The organism is Curtobacterium sp. MCPF17_051, assembly GCF_003234595.1.
Lineage (GTDB): Bacteria > Actinomycetota > Actinomycetes > Actinomycetales > Microbacteriaceae > Curtobacterium > Curtobacterium flaccumfaciens.
Window position 1 is genome coordinate 16,537 of record NZ_QKSE01000026.1, and the last position, 19,731, is coordinate 36,267.

Below are 19,731 nucleotides of genomic sequence, written 5' to 3' on the forward strand. Positions count from 1 at the left end.
AGTTCTCCACGAGCCGCGCGCGCACGGGACCTGTTCATGGTCGCGCCTCATACACTCGTGCTCGGCCCGAACCGACCCCGTGGCCCGCTCCCCGTATGCAGATGCTCCGCACCACGCTCGCCGCAGCCGCGTCGACCCTCGTCGCGCTCGGCCTGGTCGTCGCGCCCGTCACCACCGATCACGCCTCGGCCGCCACGGTGTCCGCGGCCAAGAGCCACGTCGCCGACCCGGCCGCCGCCGACGCGGGCAAGGCGACCATCTCGATCGCCCCGGCGAACCGCGGCGTCGTCGAGCGCGACCAGGACCTCACCCTGTCGGTCACCGTCACGAACGACACCGACACGGCCCTGCCAGCCGGCACCGCGGAGTTCGACATCTTCCGCTCGGTGAGCACGCGCGATGTCTTGGCGAGCTGGCTCAGCGACACCACCACGACCGGTTACCTCGGCGCCCCGATGGACTCAGTGGACATCCCGGCGATCCCGGCGCACCGTTCGATCACCATCGACTCGGTCGACATCGTCTCCGGCAACGTCGCGCTCGGCGGGTACTCCTCGTTCGGCGCCCGCCGCATCGCTGCCGAGTACACGGCGGGCGACGCCTTCGCCGTCGACCGCTCCGCGATCACCTGGTACCCGGACTTCGAACAGGCCCCGGTCAGCGTCTCCGTCGCGATGCCGGTCACGGTGCCCAAGTCGACCGACGGCGTCCTCACCGCCCCGGTGCTGGCCGCCGCGACCTCGGTGGACGGCACCCTCACGCAGCAGCTCGACGCGGCCGAGGACCACAACGTCGCCGTGGCCGTCGACCCTCGGATCATCGCCTCGATCCGGATCCTCGGCGACAACGCACCGTCGAGCGCGACCACCTGGCTGCAGCGTCTCGAAGCACTGCGCAACGAGACCTTCGCGCTGCCCTACGCCGACGCAGACGTCACCGGGCTCCGTCAGGCCGGATCCGACGGCATCCTGTCGCCGATCTCCCTCGACCAGTCCGTCGAGTCCGAGAACTTCCCCGGCGCCGAGACCCCGGCCCCGACACCGACGGCCACGCCGGGGCAGACCTCGTCCCCCGCGCCCACCGAGGCCTCGAGCGACGGCGCCACGACCGGCGACGCCGCCGACCAGGCGCAGGAGACCCTGCCGACCACGGAGTCCCTGCTCGACTTCCCGTACTCGATGGACTCGATCGCCTGGCCGAGCGAGGGCACCGTGTCCTCCGCCGACCTGCCCGCGCTCGAGCGTGCCGGCACGAAGACCACCATCGTCTCGAGCGGCAACACCTCGGCCGGCGCGGACACCACCATCACGGCGTCCGAGAAGATCGGAGACGACCACGTGCTCGTCTCCGACCAGTCGATGTCGTCGATGCTCCGCCGAGCCGCGGCCGCCACCGACCGGCAGACCTTCTCGTCGGCGATGTCCGAGCTCACCGCGACGTTGGCGACCTCGGCCCGTGCCGCCACCGCCACGGGCCCGATCCTGCTGACCCTCGGGCGCGAGTGGCCGTCCGACTCCACGCGGCTCAGCCAGGCGCTGGACGCCGTCGAGAGCACCGCCTGGGTCGCCCCGGCCGACCTCTCCGCCGCTTCGGAGGCCGTCGCCGGGTCGCTCACGCTCGCGAGCGCGTCCACCGGCGAGGCCCGCATCGACCAGCTCCGGCGACTCGTGCGCGGAGAACAGGGGCTCTCCGCGTTCGCGACGATCCTCGGCGACCCGAACCAGCTCACCGCCCCGGCCCGGCTCCGTCTGCTCGCGCTCGCCTCGAACGCGTGGCGCGACGACGACCAGGGGCTCGCCGCCGCGGTCGAGGCCCGCACGGCCGCCTGGGCGAAGAGCACCACCGAGGTGGGCATCGTCGACTCGAGCAGCCTCACCCTGCTCGGCGACCGGTCGTCCCTGCCGGTGTCCATCCGCAACAGCTCCGACTACCCGGTCACGGTGCACCTGTCCGTCCAACCGTCCAACTCGGCGCTGCGGGTGGTCCGCAACGACATCGTCGTCGAGATCCAGCCCGACTCCTCCACCCGCGCCACCGTCCCCGTGCAGTCGGTCGCGAACGGCAAGGTCGAGCTGACGATGTCGCTCTCGAGCCCGACCGGCGTCGCCGTGGCCCAGCCCGCGACCGTCGAGCTGAACGTGCAGGCCCAGTGGGAGACGGTCATCACCGCCGTCGCCGCGATCGCCCTGATCGGCATCTTCGGCTTCGGCATCTTCCGCAGCATCCGCAAGCGCATCCGCCGCCGCAACGGCGAGCTCGACGACGAGGACGACGACGACCCGAACCGCCCCCTGGCGGTCCAGCCGACGGTCGGGGGCGCGCAGGCGGCCACCACCCGGCCTGGAGGCACGGATCACCCCTCCGGAGCGGCCCCCACTCCCAGCGCGGCCGCGTCCACTGCCGGGGCGGCAACCGCAGCGCCGACCGCGGCGGTGGACCAGGGCCCCCTGCAGGACGCCATCGCGCGCGCCGGAGCCGAGCCGGGCCTCCCGTCCGACGCCGCACGCAACACCGTCGCGGACGACCGCGACCCCGAGGAGCCGACCATCAGCGCCAGCCAGCCCCAGCCCGACGTCGACGCCGAGCCGGTCGCTGAGCGCAGCCTCGGCCGGGCGAGCGCGATGCTCGCCGCCGGCACGATGGTGAGCCGCATCCTCGGCTTCGCGAAGACCTTCGTGCTGGCGTACGCGATCGGGCAGAATGCGAGCCCCTCGGCCAACGCCTTCGCCGTCGCGAACCAGCTGCCGAACAACATCTACGCGCTCATCGCGGGCGGTCTGCTATCGGCCGTGCTCATCCCGCAGATCGTCCGCGCGATGAAGACCGGCACGGACGGCGGGCAGGCGTACGTCAACAAGATCGTGACGCTCGGTGGTTCCGTCTTCATCGTCATCACGATCGTGGCGACGGCACTCGCGCCGCTCCTCGTGCGGCTGTACACGACGTCGTCCGACAGCCGAGGTCCGGCCGCCACCGACCTCGCCATCGCCTTCGCCTTCTGGTGCCTCCCGCAGATCCTGTTCTACGCGATGTACTCCCTGCTCGGCGAGGTCCTCAACGCGAAGCAGGTCTTCGGGCCGTTCACGTGGGCACCACTGCTGAACAACGTCATCGCGATCGCCGGCCTCATCGTCTTCATCGCGCTGTTCGGCAGCGGGCACAGTGACGTCGGTGAGTGGACGCCGGTCAAGATCGCGGTCCTCGCGGGCAGCGCGTCCCTCGGCGTCTTCGCCCAGGCGGCGTTCCTGCCGTTCTTCTGGAAGCGCGCCGGCCTGTCGTTCCGACCGGACTTCCGCTGGCGCGGGGTCGGTCTCAAGTCCACGGGCACCGCCGCCGGCTGGCTCTTCGCGATGATCCTCGTGACCCAGATCGCCGGGATCGTGCAGTCTGCGGTCGCCTGGAAGGGTCAGGACGACGGGCCCGGCAACGCCGTGCTCGGCAACGCGTGGCTCATCTTCATGCTCCCGCACTCGATCATCACGGTCTCCATCGCGACGGCGTACTTCACCCGCATGAGCCACGACGCCGAACGTGGCGACCTCGACGCCGTCCGCCGCAACCTGTCGCTGTCCCTGCGCATCGTCGGGCTCTTCACCGTCTTCGCCTCGGTCGCGCTGATCGTCGTCGCCGTCCCGTTCGGCCGCCTGTACGAGGGCACGTTCGAAAGCGCCCTGCAGGTCGGCGCCGTGCTCGTCGCCTACATGCCCGGACTCGTCCTGTTCAGCATGCTGTTCGTGATCCAGCGGGTCTTCTGGGCGATGCACGACCACCGGACGCCGTTCCTGATGCAGTGCATCCAGTCGGTGCTGTTCGTCATCGGAGCCCTGGCGGTGTCGACGTTCCCCACCTCGGTCATCGGCATCGGGGTCGCCGCCTGCACCACCATCGCGGGGTCGGCGCAGACGATCGTCGCACTCGTGCTCGTCCGCAAGCGGCTCGGCAGCATCGAGGGACCGGTCATCACCCGGTCGCACGTCCAGTTCGTGATCGCCGCGCTGATCTCGGGCGTCGTCGGGCTCCTCGTCGTGAACTTCTTCGGCGCGTTCTCAGAGGCCGGGTTCGCGATGTCAGACCGCACCGGTGCCCTCATCACGATCATCCTCACCGGCGCCGTGATGGTGGCCGTGTACTTCGGAGCCCTCGTCGTCGCGAAGAACGGTGAGATCGGCAACGCCGTCCGGATGCTCCGCAGCAAGCTCGGCCGCTGATCCCTGCCGGACGCCGCACGCTCACGGGCCGTGCGGAATGCCACGCCGGTACGATGGGTTGACCCGGTCAGACGCAACGGAAGGGCAATCAGGCATGCGCCAGCTCATCATCATCGGTTCCGGCCCGGCCGGGTTCACCGCCGGCATCTACGCAGCGCGCGCAGAGCTCAAGCCGCTCGTCGTCGCCTCCAGTGTCGAGACGGGCGGTGAACTCACCAAGACGACCGAGGTCGAGAACTTCCCCGGCTTCCCCGAGGGGATCCAGGGCCCCGACCTCATGATCAAGATGCAGGAACAGGCCGAGAAGTTCGGCGCCGAGGTCCTGTACGACGACGCCGTCTCCGTCGACCTCACCGGCAAGGTCAAGAAGGTCACGGTCGGTTCCGGCGAGACGTACGAGGCCCTCGCGGTCATCTACGCCACCGGCTCCGCGTACCGCCACCTCGGCCTCCCCGACGAGGAGCGACTGTCCGGCCACGGTGTCTCGTGGTGCGCGACCTGCGACGGCTTCTTCTTCCGACAGAAGAACATCGCCGTCGTCGGCGGCGGCGACTCCGCGATGGAAGAGGCGACGTTCCTCACCCGCTTCGCCGACAAGGTGACGGTCATCCACCGCAAGGACTCCCTGCGCGCGTCGAAGATCATGCAGGACCGTGCGATGAACGACCCGAAGATCGAGTTCGCGTGGAACAAGGAAGTCACCGGCATCACCGGTGACTCTGCGGTCGAGGGCGTCACGCTCAAGGACACCGTGACGGGCGAGGAGTCCGAGCTCGCGCTGGACGGCCTGTTCATCGCGATCGGCAACGACCCGCGCACGCACCTGATCCACGGCCAGATCGACATCGCGCCCGAGGGCACGATCGCCGTCCAGGGCCGCTCGTCGAAGACCAACCTGCCGGGTGTCTTCGCCGCCGGTGACGTCATCGACCCGACCTACCGTCAGGCCATCACGGCTGCGGGTTCCGGCACGGTCGCCGCGCTCGACGCCGAGAAGTACCTCGCCGAGCTCGACGACGCACTGACGGACGAGGCCGAGGGCGTCGGTCCGACCGAGCCCGCCATGGTCGACGTCATCGCCGCACGGGCCTGACCCGCCTCGGAATACCACGACGGCATCGCCGTTGTACCCCCTGAACGACTTCTCGAAGGAGCACACATGTCCAACGCCAAGGCTGTCACCGACGCCACCTTCTCGGACGAGGTCCTCAAGTCCGACAAGACGATCCTCGTCGACTTCTGGGCCGAGTGGTGTGGCCCGTGTCGCGCGGTCTCGCCGATCCTCGACCAGATCGCCGAAGAGCACGCCGGCAAGATCGAGATCGTGAAGCTCAACGTGGACGACAACCCCCAGTCGGCCATGAACTACCAGATCACGTCGATCCCGGCGATGAAGGTCTTCAAGGGCGGCGAGGTCGTCAAGACCGTCATCGGTGCCAAGCCGAAGCCCGCGCTCGAGGCCGACCTCGCCGAGTTCCTCGCGTAGGTCGCCCCACCCGAACGGCCCCGCCCTCCCCGGAGGGCGGGGCCGTTCTCGTCCGGAGCCACCGGATGACGATCGGCTCCGTCTCGGAACCCTGGTTCCCCGGGCCGATGTCGTAGTGTGGCGGGAATGTCCCACTGAACGGAGCACTCGATGACGAACGGCAACAGCCTCGACCCCTGGTACGACTCCTACGCCCAGCGCACCGCCGGGCTGAGCGCCTCCGAGGTCCGAGCCCTGTTCGCCGTCGCCTCGCGCCCCGAAGTGGTCTCGCTGGCCGGCGGCATGCCGTTCGTCTCAGCGCTGCCCAGAGAGCTCGTCACGGGCTCCCTGGACCGTGTCATGAACGAGGACGCCGCCATGGCGCTCCAGTACGGCGGCGGACAGGGTCTGCGGTCCCTCCGTGAGCACATCGTGGACGTCATGAGCCTCGAGGGCATCCGTGCCAGCGCCGAGGACGTCGTGGTCACCACGGGCTCGCAGCACGCCCTCGACCTCGTCACACGGCTGTTCATCGATCCGGGCGACGTCGTGCTCGCCGAGTCGCCGTCGTACGTCGGCGCGATCGGCGTCTTCCGGTCGTACCAGGCCGAGACGGTGCACGTGACGACGGACGAGTTCGGTCTCGTCCCCGAGGCGCTGCGCGAGGCGATCGCGAACCTCCGCACCCAGGGCAAGCGGATCAAGTTCCTCTACACGATCCCGAACTTCCACAACCCGGCCGGCGTCACGATGAGCCGTGAGCGCCGCATCGAGGTGCTCGACATCTGCCGGTCGAACAACATCCTCGTGCTCGAGGACAACCCGTACGGGCTCCTGTGGTTCGACGAGCCGGCACCGCAGGCGATCCGATCGATCGACGAAGAGGGCGTGGTGTACCTCGGCTCCTTCTCGAAGACCCTCGCACCCGGCTTCCGCGTCGGCTGGGCCCTCGCGCCGCACGCCATCCGCGAGAAGCTCGTGCTCGCCAACGAGTCGGCCGTACTCGCGCCGAACTCCTTCGGCCAGTACGTCGTGAACGCGTACCTCGACGCCGCGGACTGGAAGGGTCAGGTCGACACGTTCCGGGGCATCTACGCCGAGCGCCGTGACGCCATGCTGTCCGCGCTGGGGGAGTTCCTGCCCGACCTGTCCTGGACGAAGCCGAACGGTGGCTTCTTCGTGTGGCTGACCCTGCCCGAGTCGCTCGACTCCAAGGGCATGCTGCCGCGCGCCGTCAAGGAGCTCGTGGCGTACACCCCGGGGACGGCCTTCTACGCCGACGGACGCGGAGGCGGACACATCCGTCTGTCGTTCTGCTACCCCACGCCGGAGCAGATCCGGGTGGGTGTCAAGCGTCTGGCCAACGTCGTCAACGACGAACTCGAACTGATCGAGACGTTCGGCCCGGCGACCCGCCCGAACACCGTGGTCCGACAGACGTCTTCCGTCAGCGCACCGCCGCCGAACATCTCCTGATCAGCGCTTTTCCTCAGTGCTGCTCGCACAGCACCGCAGTTCCACATCGGAGGACCCCGCATGGCCGAGCTCACCCGTCGTCACGTCGTCGTCGTAGCCGGAGGCATCTCGCACGAGCGCGACGTCTCCCTCCGCTCCGGCCGTCGGGTCGCCGACTCACTGACCGGCTACGGCTGGCAGGTCGACCTGCGTGACGCTGACGCGATGCTCCTGCCGGCTCTCACCGAATCACGCCCGGACGTCGTGTGGCCGGCACTGCACGGCGCCTCCGGTGAGGACGGGGCCCTGCGGGGCATCCTGGAGGCCGTGGACATCCCGTTCGTCGGCTCACGTTCGACGTCGGCTCGGTTGGCATGGGACAAGCCCACGGCGTCAGCTCTGGTCGCCCGCGCCGGCGTCCGCACCCCTCGTTCGGTGACGCTCTCCCACGACGTCTTCCGCGAGCTCGGTGCCGTCGGAGTCCTCGAGGCCATCGCGACCGAGCACCCGGTGCCGCTCGCCGTGAAGCCGGCTCGAGGCGGAAGCGCACAGGGCGTGACCCTGGTCGACGACGTCAAGGACCTGCCCCGGGCCATGGTGACGGCGTACACGTACTGCGACGACGTCGTGGTCGAGCAGCTCATCCGCGGCACCGAGGTCGCCGTGGGGATCATCGACACCGGAGACGGCCCTGTTGCGCTCTCCGCCGTGGAGATCGTGCCGCGGAACGGCATCTACGGGTTCGAGGCGCGCTACAACGCGGGGGAGACGACCTTCTACACGCCCGCGCGACTCTCGGACGAGTTCGCCGGAGCAGCCGCGGAGGCAGCGGTCGCCGCGCACGCAGCACTGGGACTCCGGCACCTGTCACGCGTCGACCTGATCATCGACGGGGCCGGGACGCCCTGGTTCCTCGAGGCCAACGTGCTCCCCGGGCTCACCGAGACGTCATTGCTCCCGCAGGCGCTGTCCGCGTCCGGTTTCGACCTCGGCTGGACCTACGCCGAGCTCGCTGAGCAGGCCATCCGGGACCACCGCGCCTGACCCCTGCTGCCGATGTTCCACGTGGAACACCGGCACCTCGTGTCCCGCCTGCTCGGTGGGCGAGCTTCGATGTTCCACGTGGAACGTCGCTTCACCCGCCGAGGCAGTGTCCATCGAGCAGACGGACTCGCGGTGCGTCTCCGCCACGTTCCACCGACACAGCACCAGGTGCCAGAGGCCCGGGCTCTTCCGCGACGGGTCGACCAAACCGATCGCACCGCCCTCGATGAGGCGATCACGCACCGTCCACGAGCGAGGTGTCCCCCCGGACTCGGCGATGGCCTGCCAAGGCGCCAAGGCGTCCTCGAAGTCGATGCCGACTGCCTCCAAGGCGTTCACATCGCGCAGGGCGACGATGCCGGACGCCTCGAGGTCGATCGCGACGATCTCCACCGCCTCAGGCCGGACGTCATTCTGGGTGATCATCGCGGCACGGACTCCGACAACTCAGGAGCTGAGTACAACGTGGGCTGGCGCACTCGGGTACCGGCCCGAGGACCGTGATCCCGCTACAGCGAAGTCGCGGAACCTCTGATCAACAGCACGGTAGAACGTCCCTCAGACCACTGGCACGAAGGCCGAGCCGCTGTTGGTCACGACACCACCATCTCACCTGAGGCAGACAGCGATCACGGCTGTTGCAACCCCACCCGATCGAGCTGCGGAGCCGCTGGAGCCACCGAAACGACCGACCCACGTCCGCACCCGGCCCGGCCGTTACAGGGGCTCAAACGGCCGCACAGGGGCGCACAGCGATGGGTTCAGCCCTCGAGGTCCTGCACGCCGAGCTCGCCGAGGATCCGGTTGAGGTCATCGCCGTTCGCGAAGTCGATCGTGACGGAACTCTTGCGAGCGCCGACCGCGATCTTCACCCGCGTGTTCAGGCGATCGCCGAGCCGCTCAGCGAGATCGTTGAAGTGTGCCTGGCGCTTGGACGGCTCGGCCTTCGGCTTCGCCGGCGGAGTCTTGGCGGAGAGTTGCTGGGCGATCGCCTCAGCAGCACGGACGGACAGGTCCTCGTTGACGATCTTCTCGGCCAGGTACTCCATCGCCTCCGCGTCCGGAGCGGCGAGGATGGCACGAGCATGTCCGGCAGAGAGCACGCCTGCAGCGACCCGCCGTTGCACGGGGGAGGGGAGCCGCAGGAGTCGGATCGTGTTCGTGATCTGCGGGCGCGATCGACCGATGCGCTGCCCCAGCTGTTCCTGGGTGATCCCGAAGTCCGCGAGGAGCTGCTGGTACGCCGAGGCCTCCTCGAGGGGGTTGAGCTGCGCACGGTGAAGGTTCTCCAGCAGCGCGTCGCGCAGCATTGCGTCATCGGGGGTGTCCTTCACGATCGCCGGGATCGTGCTCAAGCCGAGTTCCTTCGTGGCACGCAGACGACGCTCACCCATGATGAGCTCGTACTGGGGCTCGGCACCCGTCGCGCCGGGGATGGGCCGGACGACGATGGGCTGCAGGACGCCGATCTCACGGATCGAGTGAACGAGCTCCTGGAGCTCCTCCTCGCGGAACTCCTTCCGCGGCTGCTGGGCGTTCGGGATCACGTCGAGCGGATTGAGGTTCGCGAGTCGGGCTCCCGGCACGGCCACCAACTCGTCGGCCGTCGGAGCGGAGGCCGGCGAGCCACCGGTCGGGAAGAACACGTCGACGGGACGGTCCTGCTGATCGGTTGCGGTCGGGATCAGGGCGCCGATGCCTCGGCCGAGTCCGGTTCGCTTCGGTGCCATCAGTGCTTCGCTCCTCGTGCTGCGATCTCGGCGGCCGCTTCCAGGTAGGACAGCGACCCGGTGGAGTTCACGTCGTAGGCGACGACGCTCTGGCCGTAGCTCGGTGCTTCGCTCACGCGGACCGAGCGGGGGATCATGGCCTTGAGCACCTGGTCACCGAAGTGCTCACGGACGTCGTTCGCCACCTGGTTCGACAGGTTCGTCCGGCTGTCGTACATGGTCAGCAGGATCGTCGAGACACGGAGGTTCGGGTTGAGGTGCCGCTCGATCAGTTCGATGTTCCGCAGCAGCTGGCTCAGACCCTCGAGCGCGTAGTACTCGCACTGGATCGGGATGAGTACCTCTTGTGCGGCAACGAACGCGTTGATGGTCAGCAGACCCAACGACGGCGGGCAGTCGATGAAGACGTAGTGGTACGGCTCATCCAGGGACTGCAGGTACATGTCGAGCGCCGTCCGGAGCCGCTGTTCACGTGCCACCAGTGACACGAGTTCGATCTCGGCGCCGGCAAGGTGAATCGTTGCCGGCACGCACCAGAGCGTGTCCGACTCGGGGGAGGCCTGCACGGTGTCGGCCATCGGTGCCTCATCGACGATCACGTCGTAGATGCTCGCGACCTCCGCCTGGTGGTCCACGCCGAGCGCCGTCGAGGCGTTGCCCTGCGGGTCCAGGTCGATCACCAGCACACGAGCTCCACCATGTGCGAGACCCGCTGCCAGGTTGACCGTCGTCGTCGTCTTGCCGACGCCACCCTTCTGGTTCGAGACGGTGATGATCCGTGTCTCAGAAGGCAGCGGGAACTGTTGCGTGGCGATCGCACGCCGGCGCCGGTTCAGGTCGGCGATCTCGCGAGCGAGCGGTGTCGACGCGTCGTAGTCGGTCGATGAACTCAACGAGTGCCTCTTCCCCGGTTCGATGTTTCACGTGGAACGCGGAGCCACTGGCGGCCGGATGACCCGGCCCGAGCCGCAGCGTCAGTCAACTGTAGCCCGGAAGACACGGGTGGTCTCGTCGACCACACCTTCTCCGAGCTCGAGCACCTCGACATCGGAGAGGCGCTTCCGGAGGATGACCTTTCGGGCCTTCTCGATTTCTTCGTCGACGCGTGCACCCTTCATCAGGATGAGCTGCCCGCCGGAGCGGACCAGGGGCACAGTGAGGGGAATGAGCTTCGACAGCGCACTGACGGCCCGTGCGGTGACCTGGTCGACGACGACGTCGTCAGCCACGTCCTCAGCACGGCCGCGGAGCACCGCGACGTTCTGCAGGCCGAGCCGGTCGGACTCGTTGCGAAGCCAGTCCGTTCGGCGCTCCATCGGTTCGATGAGGACGAACTCGACGTCCGGACGGGCGATCGCGAGCACGAGACCCGGCAACCCTGCCCCCGAGCCGACGTCGGCGACGCGACCACGGGCCTCCAGGAGCGGTGCCAGCAACGCGGAATTGAGGATGTGTCGCGTCCAAAGGCGCGGAAGCTCGAGCGGGCCGATCAGGCCCAGCTCCTCACCCCGTCGCGCAAGTTCGTTCGTGAACGAGCGCGCAACCTCGATCTGGTCACCGAAGAGTGCTGCAGCCGCCGCGGGCTCAGCCTCGAGGACCGGTGCTGCTTCCGTCGGGACGGGTGTGTCCGTCATCGGGTGACGACCGTGTGGCGGTCCCGACCCTCACCCTCGGACTCCGAGTGGAAGCCCTTCTCAGCGACCAGGTCGTGGACGAGCTTTCGCTCGTAGGACGACATCGGGGGGAGCGCAGCCGACGACGAACCGGCTTCGATGCGCTCGACAGCGGTGTCCACGAGCCGCTGCAGCTCGTCAGCACGGGCATCCCGCGAGCCACCGACGTCGAGGATGAGCCGGCTGAACTCGCCGGTCTCAGCCTGCACGGCGATCCGGGTGAGCTCCTGCAACGCCGTCACGGTGTCGGGCTTCGACAGCACGCGGAGTGCCTCACCGTCGTCGGTGACCGACAGGTACACCCGACCGGCGCGTTCTTCGATCTCGATGTCGCCGTCGAGGTCGCAGATGTCGAGGAGCTCCTCGATGTAGTCCGCCGCGATGTCCGCTTCGTCGCGGGCGTCCTCGGTCTCGGTGTCCGTCGTCTCGACGGCGGCTGCGGTGTCCTGCTCGGTCACTTACTTCTTCCCGTTCTTCTTCTGGCGCTGCTTGCCGACCGGCTGCTGACGCTGGGTGGTGACGCGCACGGGCTCGATCTCCGTCGCACCGGCGCCGGCACCGGCCTCGGCGAGGACCGGGGTGGCGGTCCCGCGACGCTGTGCCTTCTTGGCCAGGCGGGCTTCACGAGCCAGTGCTGCTTCGGAGCCGGGCGTCGGCATGCTGCGGATGACGAAGTACTGCTGCGCCATCGTCCAGACGTTCGAGGCCAGCCAGTAGAACATGACGCCGAGGGGGAAGCTCAGACCCGAGATCACGAAGACCAGCGGGAGGATGTACAGCATCATCTTCTGCTGGCGGTACATCGGAGACTCCTTGGTCTCCGGCGACATGTTCTTGGCGACGAGCTGCAGCTGCGTGATGAACTGCGACGCCGTCATCACGACGATCATGAAGCCCGCGATCGCACGGACCTCCCACCCGGAGGCGTTCGTGAACGTCTCGTGCAGGGGAGCGCCGAACAGGGCCGCGTTGCCGAACGACGCCGCGAGGTCGTTCGTCAGCAGGCCGATGCCCGTCTTGTTGATCTGGGCCTCGTGCAGCACCGAGTACAGCGAGAAGAAGATCGGCATCTGCAGCAGCAACGGCAGGCAGGAGCTGAGCGGGTTGGTCCCGGTCTCCTTGTAGAGCGCCATCGTCTCGCGGCTCATGGCCTCACGCGAGAACTGGTCCTTCTTGCCCTTGTACTTGTCCTGGATCTTCTTCAGCTGCGGCGCGACCTCGAGCATGCGGCGCTGGGACTTGATCTGCCGGACGAAGATCGGGATCAACGCTGCGCGGACGACGAACGTCAGGAAGATGATCGAGAGCACCCACGTGATGCCCTCGCTCGGGTCCATGCCGAGGCTCTCGAAGATCCAGTGGAAGCCGACGAGGATGGCCGAGACCACCCATTTGAGTGGCCAGAGGATCGTGTTGATGATCACCATGGGGACGGCTACGCCTTTCGAGTGCGCTGGGGGAGCAGGACCGGCCGGGCCGTTCCGACCGCGGGGTGCGGCTGCTGCGGGATCGGCGCGAGGACGAACCCGAACCGGTTGACGACGAACGGGTGACGGCGTTCCTTGACGTCGTCGATTCCGCCAGCAGCCCAGGGGTTGCAACGGGCGATGCGCCAGGCGCCCATGGCGGATCCGCGCACGACGCCGTACTGCTGGATCGCTTCGAGGGCGTACCGGGAGCACGACGGGTGGTAGCGGCAGACGTTGCCGTACAGCGGGGAGATCACCGCACGGTAGGCCCGGAGCACGACGACGCACGCGTTGCGTGGGAGCAACGCGATGACCCAGGCAAGTCGGGTCCACAGAGTGCGGTTCATGCTGCCTTCTCCACCCCGCGCGCGAAGGAGCGCGTGACGTCTTCGAGCAGGGTAGGCCATCCGGCCTGCGATGCGGCTGGCAGTACACGGACCACCACGTCGAAGCCCTGCGGGCACTCGACGAGCAGATCGTGCGCGATCGCCTTGAGTCGCCGCCTGATCAGGTTCCGGGTCACGGCGTTCCCCACCGTCTTCGCGACGATGAAGCCGAACCGCGTCGGTCCGTTGCGATCTGCCGGCTGACGGACCACGGACACGACGACGTGCGCCGTGGCGCTCTTGCGACCACGACGCACGACGTTCCGGTAGTCATCCCCGCGCACGATGCGGTTGGCGCTGGCCAACACTGCGACGCCGGGGTCAGACCGAGGACCGGATCAGGCGATGAACCTGATCAGGCCGAGAGCTCGGTACGGCCCTTGGCGCGACGCGCCGACAGGATGGCGCGGCCGGCACGCGTCCGCATGCGGAGGCGGAAGCCGTGCTTCTTGGCGCGGCGGCGGTTGTTCGGCTGGAAGGTGCGCTTGCTCATGATGTTCTCCACACGGCTGCTCGCGGCGAGCCGTCACGTATGTGTAGCCGTCCGGGTGTCGAACGACGCAGATGGGCGCGACCAAAGGGCCGCAGTCAACTGGTTAACGGTACGTGACAGCGGCGAGCAGGTCAAACCCCGCCTGGAGCGGTCGCACCGTCGCCGCCGGGTCTGACGTCCCTCGAGCCCATTCTCCACATTGGGGACAACTTCCGTTCGGTGGGACTCGGTCCGGTCCTTTACAGTGGTGTGATCGATCGCCCCGATGGCCGGTACGACAGGGAAGTACTCCTGCCAGACGGCTCGAGGTGGTCGTGGACAACACTGTGGACAACCCTGTGGGAACCTCCGCGGCAACGAGGCGTCGACGAAGCCCCCGGAGCCACCGACGATCCGCCGGCGACGACCTGGTCCCGAGTGCGGTCACCGAGGACGCCACGGCATGTCCGACCCCGCAGGACGCACCCTCGTCCGGCAGCGAACGCACGACACGACCCCTGGAGACGAGCGCGACATGACGTTGCCGGCCGACCCCGTCGAGGACCTCTGGTCATCCGTACTCGGACTCCTCGCCGAGGACCCCCGCATCACGCCGCAGCTCCACGGGTTCCTCAACCTGGTCGAGCCGAAGGGCGTGCTCGCCGGCACCCTGTACCTCGAGGTGCCGAACGACCTGACCCGGGGCATGCTCGAACAGCGCATCCGCATCCCGATCACCGAGGCGGTCGCCCGCATCGGTGACGACTCGGTCGCGAACTTCGCCATCACGGTGAACCCCGACATGGCATCGGAGCCACGGGTGGACCCGAATGTCCCCGAGTACGCCGAGCCCGTGCAGGAAGCCGTCGAGCAGAGTGCCGCGCCGCGCCAGTACATCGAGGCGCCGTTCGTGCCGAGCCAGATCGACTCTCCCGGCACCAGCGGGCGCCCCGAGTCGCGGCTCAACCCGAAGTACAACTTCGACAACTTCGTCATCGGGTCGTCGAACCGGTTCGCCCACGCCGCAGCGGTCGCCGTCGCCGAGGCACCGGCCAAGGCCTACAACCCGCTCTTCATCTACGGGGACTCCGGGCTGGGGAAGACCCACCTGCTCCACGCCATCGGGCACTACGCCGAGAGCCTCTACCCGGGGATCCGCGTCCGGTACGTGTCGAGCGAGGAGTTCACCAACGACTTCATCAACTCGATCGCGAACAACCGCTCGAACCAGTTCCAGCAGCGGTACCGCGACATCGACATCCTGCTGATCGACGACATCCAGTTCCTGCAGGGGAAGGACTCCACGCAGGAGGCCTTCTTCCACACGTTCAACACGCTGCACGACCACAACAAGCAGGTCGTCATCACGTCGGACGTCGCGCCGAAGCACCTGACCGGCTTCGAGGACCGGATGCGATCGCGCTTCGAGTGGGGCCTGATCACCGACGTGCAGGCGCCCGAGCTCGAGACGCGCATCGCGATCCTCCGCAAGAAGGCACAGTCCGACCACCTGCAGGTGCCCGACGACATCCTCGAGTTCATGGCGTCGAAGGTGTCGAGCAACATCCGCGAGCTCGAGGGCACCCTGATCCGCGTCACCGCGTTCGCGAGCCTCAACCGGACGGCCGTGGACATGGCCCTCGTGCAGACGGTCCTCAAGGACCTGATCACCCTCGACGAGGACAACGTCGTCGCGCCGACGGACATCATCAACCACACCGCGGAGTACTTCAAGCTCTCCGTCGACGACCTGTACGGGTCGTCCCGCTCCCAGGCGATCGCCACGGCACGACAGATCGCGATGTACCTGTGCCGTGAGCTGACGAGCCTGTCCCTGCCCAAGATCGGGCAGCTGTTCGGCAACCGCGACCACACCACGGTGATGTACGCGAACAAGAAGATCACCGAGCTGATGAAGGAGCGTCGGTCGATCTACAACCAGGTCACCGAGCTCACCAGCCGCATCAAGCAGGACCGCCGCTACCGCTGAGATCGGCCCGTTCCCCGCCCCATCCACCATCTGAGACGGTTCCATGGGCCGGAGTTCTCACAGTGTGGATAGCCTGTGGATAACTGTGGAGGACACGCCGCCCGGTTGTACACAGGTGGGGGGTCATCTGTGGAGACTGGGGATGGAAGTGGATACATGAGATTCATTCATCCCGTTAACGCTCACACGCCGCTCACAAGTCACAAGCATGTAGTTCCCTACTGCGGAGCGGGATGCACAGGGTTATCCACAGTGTGCACAGGCGTTAACACCATTACTCCTGGTTAACGATCAATCTCTGCGGGACAACCTTGTGGACGGCGGGATGACAAGAAATCCGGCCCCCGTCCGCCTGTGCCAGAATGGGGCGGCCGGACAGTCCAAGCCGATCGACAGGGGTTCCAGCTGTGAAGTTCGAGGTCAACCGGGACGTCTTCTCCGAAGCCGTCTCCTTCGCAGTGAAGCTCCTCCCGCAGCGCACGACCCTCCCGATCCTCTCGGGCGTCCTGATCCACGCCGACGGAGATCGTCTGACGCTCTCGTCGTTCGACTACGAGGTGTCGGCGCAGACGTCCATCTCGGCCCAGATCGACGAGCCGGGCACGGTCCTGGTCTCCGGTCGACTGCTGAACGACATCGCGAGCCGGTTGCCGAACGCCCCCGTGTCGTTCACCACCGAGGACGCCAGGATCTCCGTCTCCTGCGGGTCGGCGCACTTCACGCTGCTGTCCATGCCGGTCGAGGAGTACCCGACGCTGCCGGAGATCGGCCCGCAGACCGGTGTGATCCCCGGCGACGCGTTCTCCGAAGCGGTGTCGCAGGTGGCCGTCGCCGCCAGCCGCGACGACGTCACCCCCGTCATCACCGGCGTGCAGCTCGAGGTCGGCGACAACGACCTCTCCCTCATCGCGACGGACCGCTACCGCGTCGCCGTCCGCACCATCGCGTGGGACTCCGGCCGAGTCGGCTCGGACCCCCTGCACGCACTGGTCCCGGCCCGCACCCTGCAGGAGGTCGGCCGCACGTTCGGTTCGGCGTCCACGGTGTCGGTGTCGATCAGCGGCAACTCCGACCGCGAGCTCATCGCGTTCCACGCCGATGACAAGACCGTGACGTCGTTGCTCATCAAGGGCAACTACCCGCCGGTCCGCCGCCTCTTCCCCGAGACCGTCAACGACCACGCGGTGATCAACACCGCGGAGCTCGTCGAGGCGGTCCGACGGGTCTCCCTCGTCCTGGAGCGCGAAGCGGCGCTCCGGTTCTCCTTCACGGTCGACGGGCTCACGCTCGAGGCGATCGGATCCGAACAAGCGCAGGCGTCAGAGTCGATCAGTGCGTTGTTGACCGGCGAGGAAACGGTGGTCTCGTTGAAGCCCGCCTTCCTCCTGGACGGACTGAACGCGGTGCACTCCGAGTTCGTCCGCATCTCCTTCACCAAGACGGAGAACCCCAACAAGCCGGGCCCGGTGCTGATCACCGGCCAGACTTCGCAAGAGGCCGCAGCGACCGATGGATACCGGTACCTGCTGCAGCCGAACCTGCTGCTGCGATAGGCGCAACAGGCAACCTGCGCTGGCGCACACCACCGGCAGCATCAGCGCGACGACGAACAGAAGAGGAAATCATGCACATCGGTCTTGTCGGCCTTGGTCGCATGGGCAACAACATGCGTGCCCGTCTCCGCAACGCAGGTATCGAGGTCACCGGGTACGACGCCAACCCCGCCGTCTCGGACGTCGCCGACCTCGGCGCCCTCGCCGCTGCCCTCCCGGAGGGCAAGCGTCTCGTGTGGGTCATGGTCCCGCACGGCAAGATCACCGACGACGTGATCACCGACCTGGCCGGCGTCCTCGGCGAGGGTGACCTGGTCATCGACGGTGGCAACTCGAAGTGGCTGGACGACACCACGCACGCCGAGCAGCTCGGTGCGCGCGGCATCCGCTACATGGACGTCGGCGTCTCCGGTGGCGTTTGGGGCAAGGACAACGGCTACGGCCTCATGGTCGGCGGTGACGCTGCGGACGTCGAGTTCGCGATGCCCGTCTTCGATGCCCTGCGCCCCGAGGGCCCCCGCGAAGAAGGCTTCTCGCACGCTGGCCCGATCGGCGCCGGCCACTACGCGAAGATGGTCCACAACGGCATCGAGTACGCGATCATGCAGGCGTACGGCGAGGGCTACGAGCTCCTCGAGGCCAAGGACCTGATCACCGACGTCCCCGCCGTGTTCGCCGGGTGGCAGCGTGGAACGGTCGTCCGGTCCTGGCTGCTCGACCTGATGGTGCTCGCGCTGAACGAGGACCCGAAGCTCGACGAGCTCGAGGGCTACGTCGAGGACTCGGGCGAGGGCCGCTGGACGCTGGAAGAGGGCATCGAGCTCGCCGTGCCGATGCCGGCGCTCTCGGCGTCGATCTTCGCGCGCTTCGTCTCGCGCCAGGGCAGCGCCTCGCCGACGATGAAGGCCGTCGCAGCGCTCCGCAACCAGTTCGGCGGTCACGCCGTCAAGAAGTCCTAGGACTTCCCGGGGGAACCCGGACTCGGCCCGCGTGCACGTCGACCATCTCCAACTGACCGACTTCCGGAACTACCGGGAGGCGGACGTCGACCTCGCACGCGGGCCGAACCTGTTCGTCGGGCGCAACGGCCAGGGCAAGACCAACCTGGTCGAGGCGATCGGGTACCTCTCCACGCTCGGCTCGCACCGCGTCCCCACCGACGCGGCCCTGGTGCGTCAGGGGTGCGACGCCGCGATCGTCCGGGCACGGCTCGCCCACGAGGAACGCAGCATCCTCGCCGAGGTGCAGATCAACCGCACCGGTGCGAACCGTGCGCAGGTCAACCGGTCGGCGATCAAGCCGCGGGAGTTGCCGCGCTACTGCACGAGCGTGCTCTTCGCTCCGGAGGACCTGGCGCTCGTCCGCGGTGAACCGGCCGGGCGACGCCGGATGCTCGACGAGCTGCTCGGCCAGATCGCACCGCGGATGCAGGGCGTGCTCGCCGACTACGACCGCACGCTCCGGCAGCGGAACACCCTGCTGAAGTCGGCCCGTGCGACCGGCGCGAAGGCGAACGCCCTGTCGACGCTCGACGTCTGGGACGACCGGCTCGTCGGACTCGGCGCCGAGATCGTCGCGGCCCGTGACCACCTGACCCGGCGGCTCGCACCCTTCGTGGCCGAGGCCTACGCGACCGTCGCCGGCGAGCACCACGACGCCTCGATCACCGGTGTCCTGTCGATCCGCGGTGGCGACCCCGAGTCCGCGGCGGCCACCGATCCCGTCCTCGGGACCCCCGACGAGCCCGTCACGGTCGCATCGGCGGCCGAGGCCTTCGCCGCCGCGCTCGAGCGACGTCGCCGGGACGAACTCGACCGCGGACTCACCCTCGTGGGACCGCACCGGGACGATGTTCTGTTCCAGCTCAACGGGTTACCAGCCCGCGGGTACGCCAGTCACGGCGAATCCTGGTCCTTCGCGCTGGCGATCCAGCTCGCGAGTGCTTCGATCCTGCGTGCGGAGTCGAACCTGGGCGACCCGATCATCATCCTCGACGACGTGTTCGCCGAGCTCGACGAATCACGCCGGGAACGGCTGGCGAACGCCGTCGCGGACTACGAGCAGGTGCTCATCACGGCCGCTGTCTTCGGTGACGTGCCCCCGAAGCTGGCGGCCCACACCGTGCGGATCGAGGCGGGCACGATCGTGACCGACGAGGCGGACGCGATCCGGGCCTCCAGTCCGGCGGCGGACGCGACGGACCCGACGGACCGGACGGACCCGACGGACGCCGGCGGCAAGGCGGGCCGGACCGACGCCCCCGACCCGACCCCCGCCGACCCGACC

18 protein-coding genes are annotated in these 19,731 nt (G+C 68.1%); 9 read left to right on the forward strand and 9 right to left on the reverse strand.

Annotation, left to right across the window (positions count from 1 at the left end):
- Window positions 1-101: 101 nt before the first annotated feature.
- From DEJ35_RS17495 to DEJ35_RS16155, 5 genes are all read left to right on the forward strand, one after another.
- A complete protein-coding gene (locus DEJ35_RS17495; RefSeq protein ID WP_220036906.1) occupies window positions 102-4,208 on the forward strand; it encodes a DUF6049 family protein in 4,107 nt (1,368 codons plus the stop codon).
- Window positions 4,209-4,302: 94 nt separating this feature from the next.
- Entirely contained in the window at window positions 4,303-5,301 is a 999-nt protein-coding gene (gene trxB, locus DEJ35_RS16140) for a thioredoxin-disulfide reductase (RefSeq protein ID WP_111193153.1), read from the forward strand.
- Between the two features lie 66 nt (window positions 5,302-5,367).
- Window positions 5,368-5,694 carry a thioredoxin gene (gene trxA, locus DEJ35_RS16145; RefSeq protein ID WP_017887828.1) on the forward strand — a complete coding sequence of 109 codons (327 nt, stop codon included), beginning with the start codon at window positions 5,368-5,370 and terminating at the stop codon, window positions 5,692-5,694.
- A 150-nt stretch (window positions 5,695-5,844) separates the two neighbouring features.
- Complete coding sequence (locus tag DEJ35_RS16150) at window positions 5,845-7,149, forward strand: PLP-dependent aminotransferase family protein (protein WP_110862693.1); 1,305 nt, start codon at window positions 5,845-5,847, stop codon at window positions 7,147-7,149.
- 60 nt (window positions 7,150-7,209) lie between these two features.
- The gene (locus DEJ35_RS16155) at window positions 7,210-8,172 is read left to right on the forward strand and encodes a D-alanine--D-alanine ligase (protein WP_110862694.1); all 963 of its coding nucleotides are present in this window, start codon (window positions 7,210-7,212) and stop codon (window positions 8,170-8,172) included.
- Here DEJ35_RS16155 and DEJ35_RS17500 read toward each other — a convergent pair.
- The 9 genes from DEJ35_RS17500 to rpmH all read right to left on the reverse strand — a co-directional run bounded on the left by DEJ35_RS17500 (window position 8,077) and on the right by rpmH (window position 13,923).
- Window positions 8,077-8,598 carry a hypothetical protein gene (locus DEJ35_RS17500; RefSeq protein WP_220036907.1) on the reverse strand — a complete coding sequence of 174 codons (522 nt, stop codon included), beginning with the start codon at window positions 8,596-8,598 and terminating at the stop codon, window positions 8,077-8,079. The genes DEJ35_RS16155 and DEJ35_RS17500 overlap by 96 nt on opposite strands.
- A gap of 335 nt (window positions 8,599-8,933) precedes the next feature.
- Complete coding sequence (locus tag DEJ35_RS16165) at window positions 8,934-9,902, reverse strand: ParB/RepB/Spo0J family partition protein (protein WP_111193154.1); 969 nt, start codon at window positions 9,900-9,902, stop codon at window positions 8,934-8,936.
- Window positions 9,902-10,795, reverse strand: a complete 894-nt coding sequence (locus DEJ35_RS16170) for a ParA family protein (protein WP_027466910.1) — start codon at window positions 10,793-10,795, stop codon at window positions 9,902-9,904. Before DEJ35_RS16170 ends, DEJ35_RS16165 begins: the two co-directional genes overlap by 1 nt.
- Before the next feature lie 81 nt (window positions 10,796-10,876).
- Window positions 10,877-11,536, reverse strand: coding sequence for a 16S rRNA (guanine(527)-N(7))-methyltransferase RsmG (gene rsmG, locus DEJ35_RS16175; RefSeq protein WP_110862698.1), 660 nt, complete (start codon window positions 11,534-11,536; stop codon window positions 10,877-10,879).
- Entirely contained in the window at window positions 11,533-12,033 is a 501-nt protein-coding gene (locus DEJ35_RS16180) for a R3H domain-containing nucleic acid-binding protein (protein WP_110862699.1), read from the reverse strand. Before DEJ35_RS16180 ends, rsmG begins: the two co-directional genes overlap by 4 nt.
- Window positions 12,034-13,002, reverse strand: a complete 969-nt coding sequence (gene yidC, locus DEJ35_RS16185; RefSeq protein WP_110862700.1) for a membrane protein insertase YidC — start codon at window positions 13,000-13,002, stop codon at window positions 12,034-12,036.
- An 8-nt stretch (window positions 13,003-13,010) separates the two neighbouring features.
- Window positions 13,011-13,391: a membrane protein insertion efficiency factor YidD gene (yidD, locus tag DEJ35_RS16190; protein WP_110862701.1), complete on the reverse strand. Its 381-nt coding sequence runs from the start codon at window positions 13,389-13,391 to the stop codon at window positions 13,011-13,013.
- Window positions 13,388-13,738 (reverse strand): ribonuclease P protein component, encoded by a 351-nt coding sequence (gene rnpA / locus DEJ35_RS16195; RefSeq protein ID WP_027466914.1) that lies wholly within the window; start codon window positions 13,736-13,738, stop codon window positions 13,388-13,390. The genes yidD and rnpA overlap by 4 nt, the downstream gene beginning before the upstream one ends.
- A gap of 47 nt (window positions 13,739-13,785) precedes the next feature.
- Window positions 13,786-13,923 (reverse strand): 50S ribosomal protein L34, encoded by a 138-nt coding sequence (gene rpmH, locus DEJ35_RS16200; RefSeq protein WP_022889115.1) that lies wholly within the window; start codon window positions 13,921-13,923, stop codon window positions 13,786-13,788.
- A gap of 514 nt (window positions 13,924-14,437) precedes the next feature.
- Between rpmH and dnaA the strand changes: the two genes are divergently transcribed.
- The 4 genes from dnaA to recF form a co-directional block, all read left to right on the forward strand.
- The gene (dnaA, locus tag DEJ35_RS16205) at window positions 14,438-15,892 is read left to right on the forward strand and encodes a chromosomal replication initiator protein DnaA (RefSeq protein WP_110862706.1); all 1,455 of its coding nucleotides are present in this window, start codon (window positions 14,438-14,440) and stop codon (window positions 15,890-15,892) included.
- Between the two features lie 407 nt (window positions 15,893-16,299).
- On the forward strand, window positions 16,300-17,445 hold the full coding sequence (gene dnaN / locus DEJ35_RS16210) for a DNA polymerase III subunit beta (protein WP_110862702.1): 1,146 nt from the start codon (window positions 16,300-16,302) through the stop codon (window positions 17,443-17,445).
- Window positions 17,446-17,516: 71 nt separating this feature from the next.
- On the forward strand, window positions 17,517-18,404 hold the full coding sequence (gnd, locus tag DEJ35_RS16215; protein WP_071248639.1) for a phosphogluconate dehydrogenase (NAD(+)-dependent, decarboxylating): 888 nt from the start codon (window positions 17,517-17,519) through the stop codon (window positions 18,402-18,404).
- A 31-nt stretch (window positions 18,405-18,435) separates the two neighbouring features.
- On the forward strand, window positions 18,436-19,731 hold a 1,296-nt coding region (recF, locus tag DEJ35_RS16220; RefSeq protein WP_258378515.1), incomplete at its 3' end, for a DNA replication/repair protein RecF.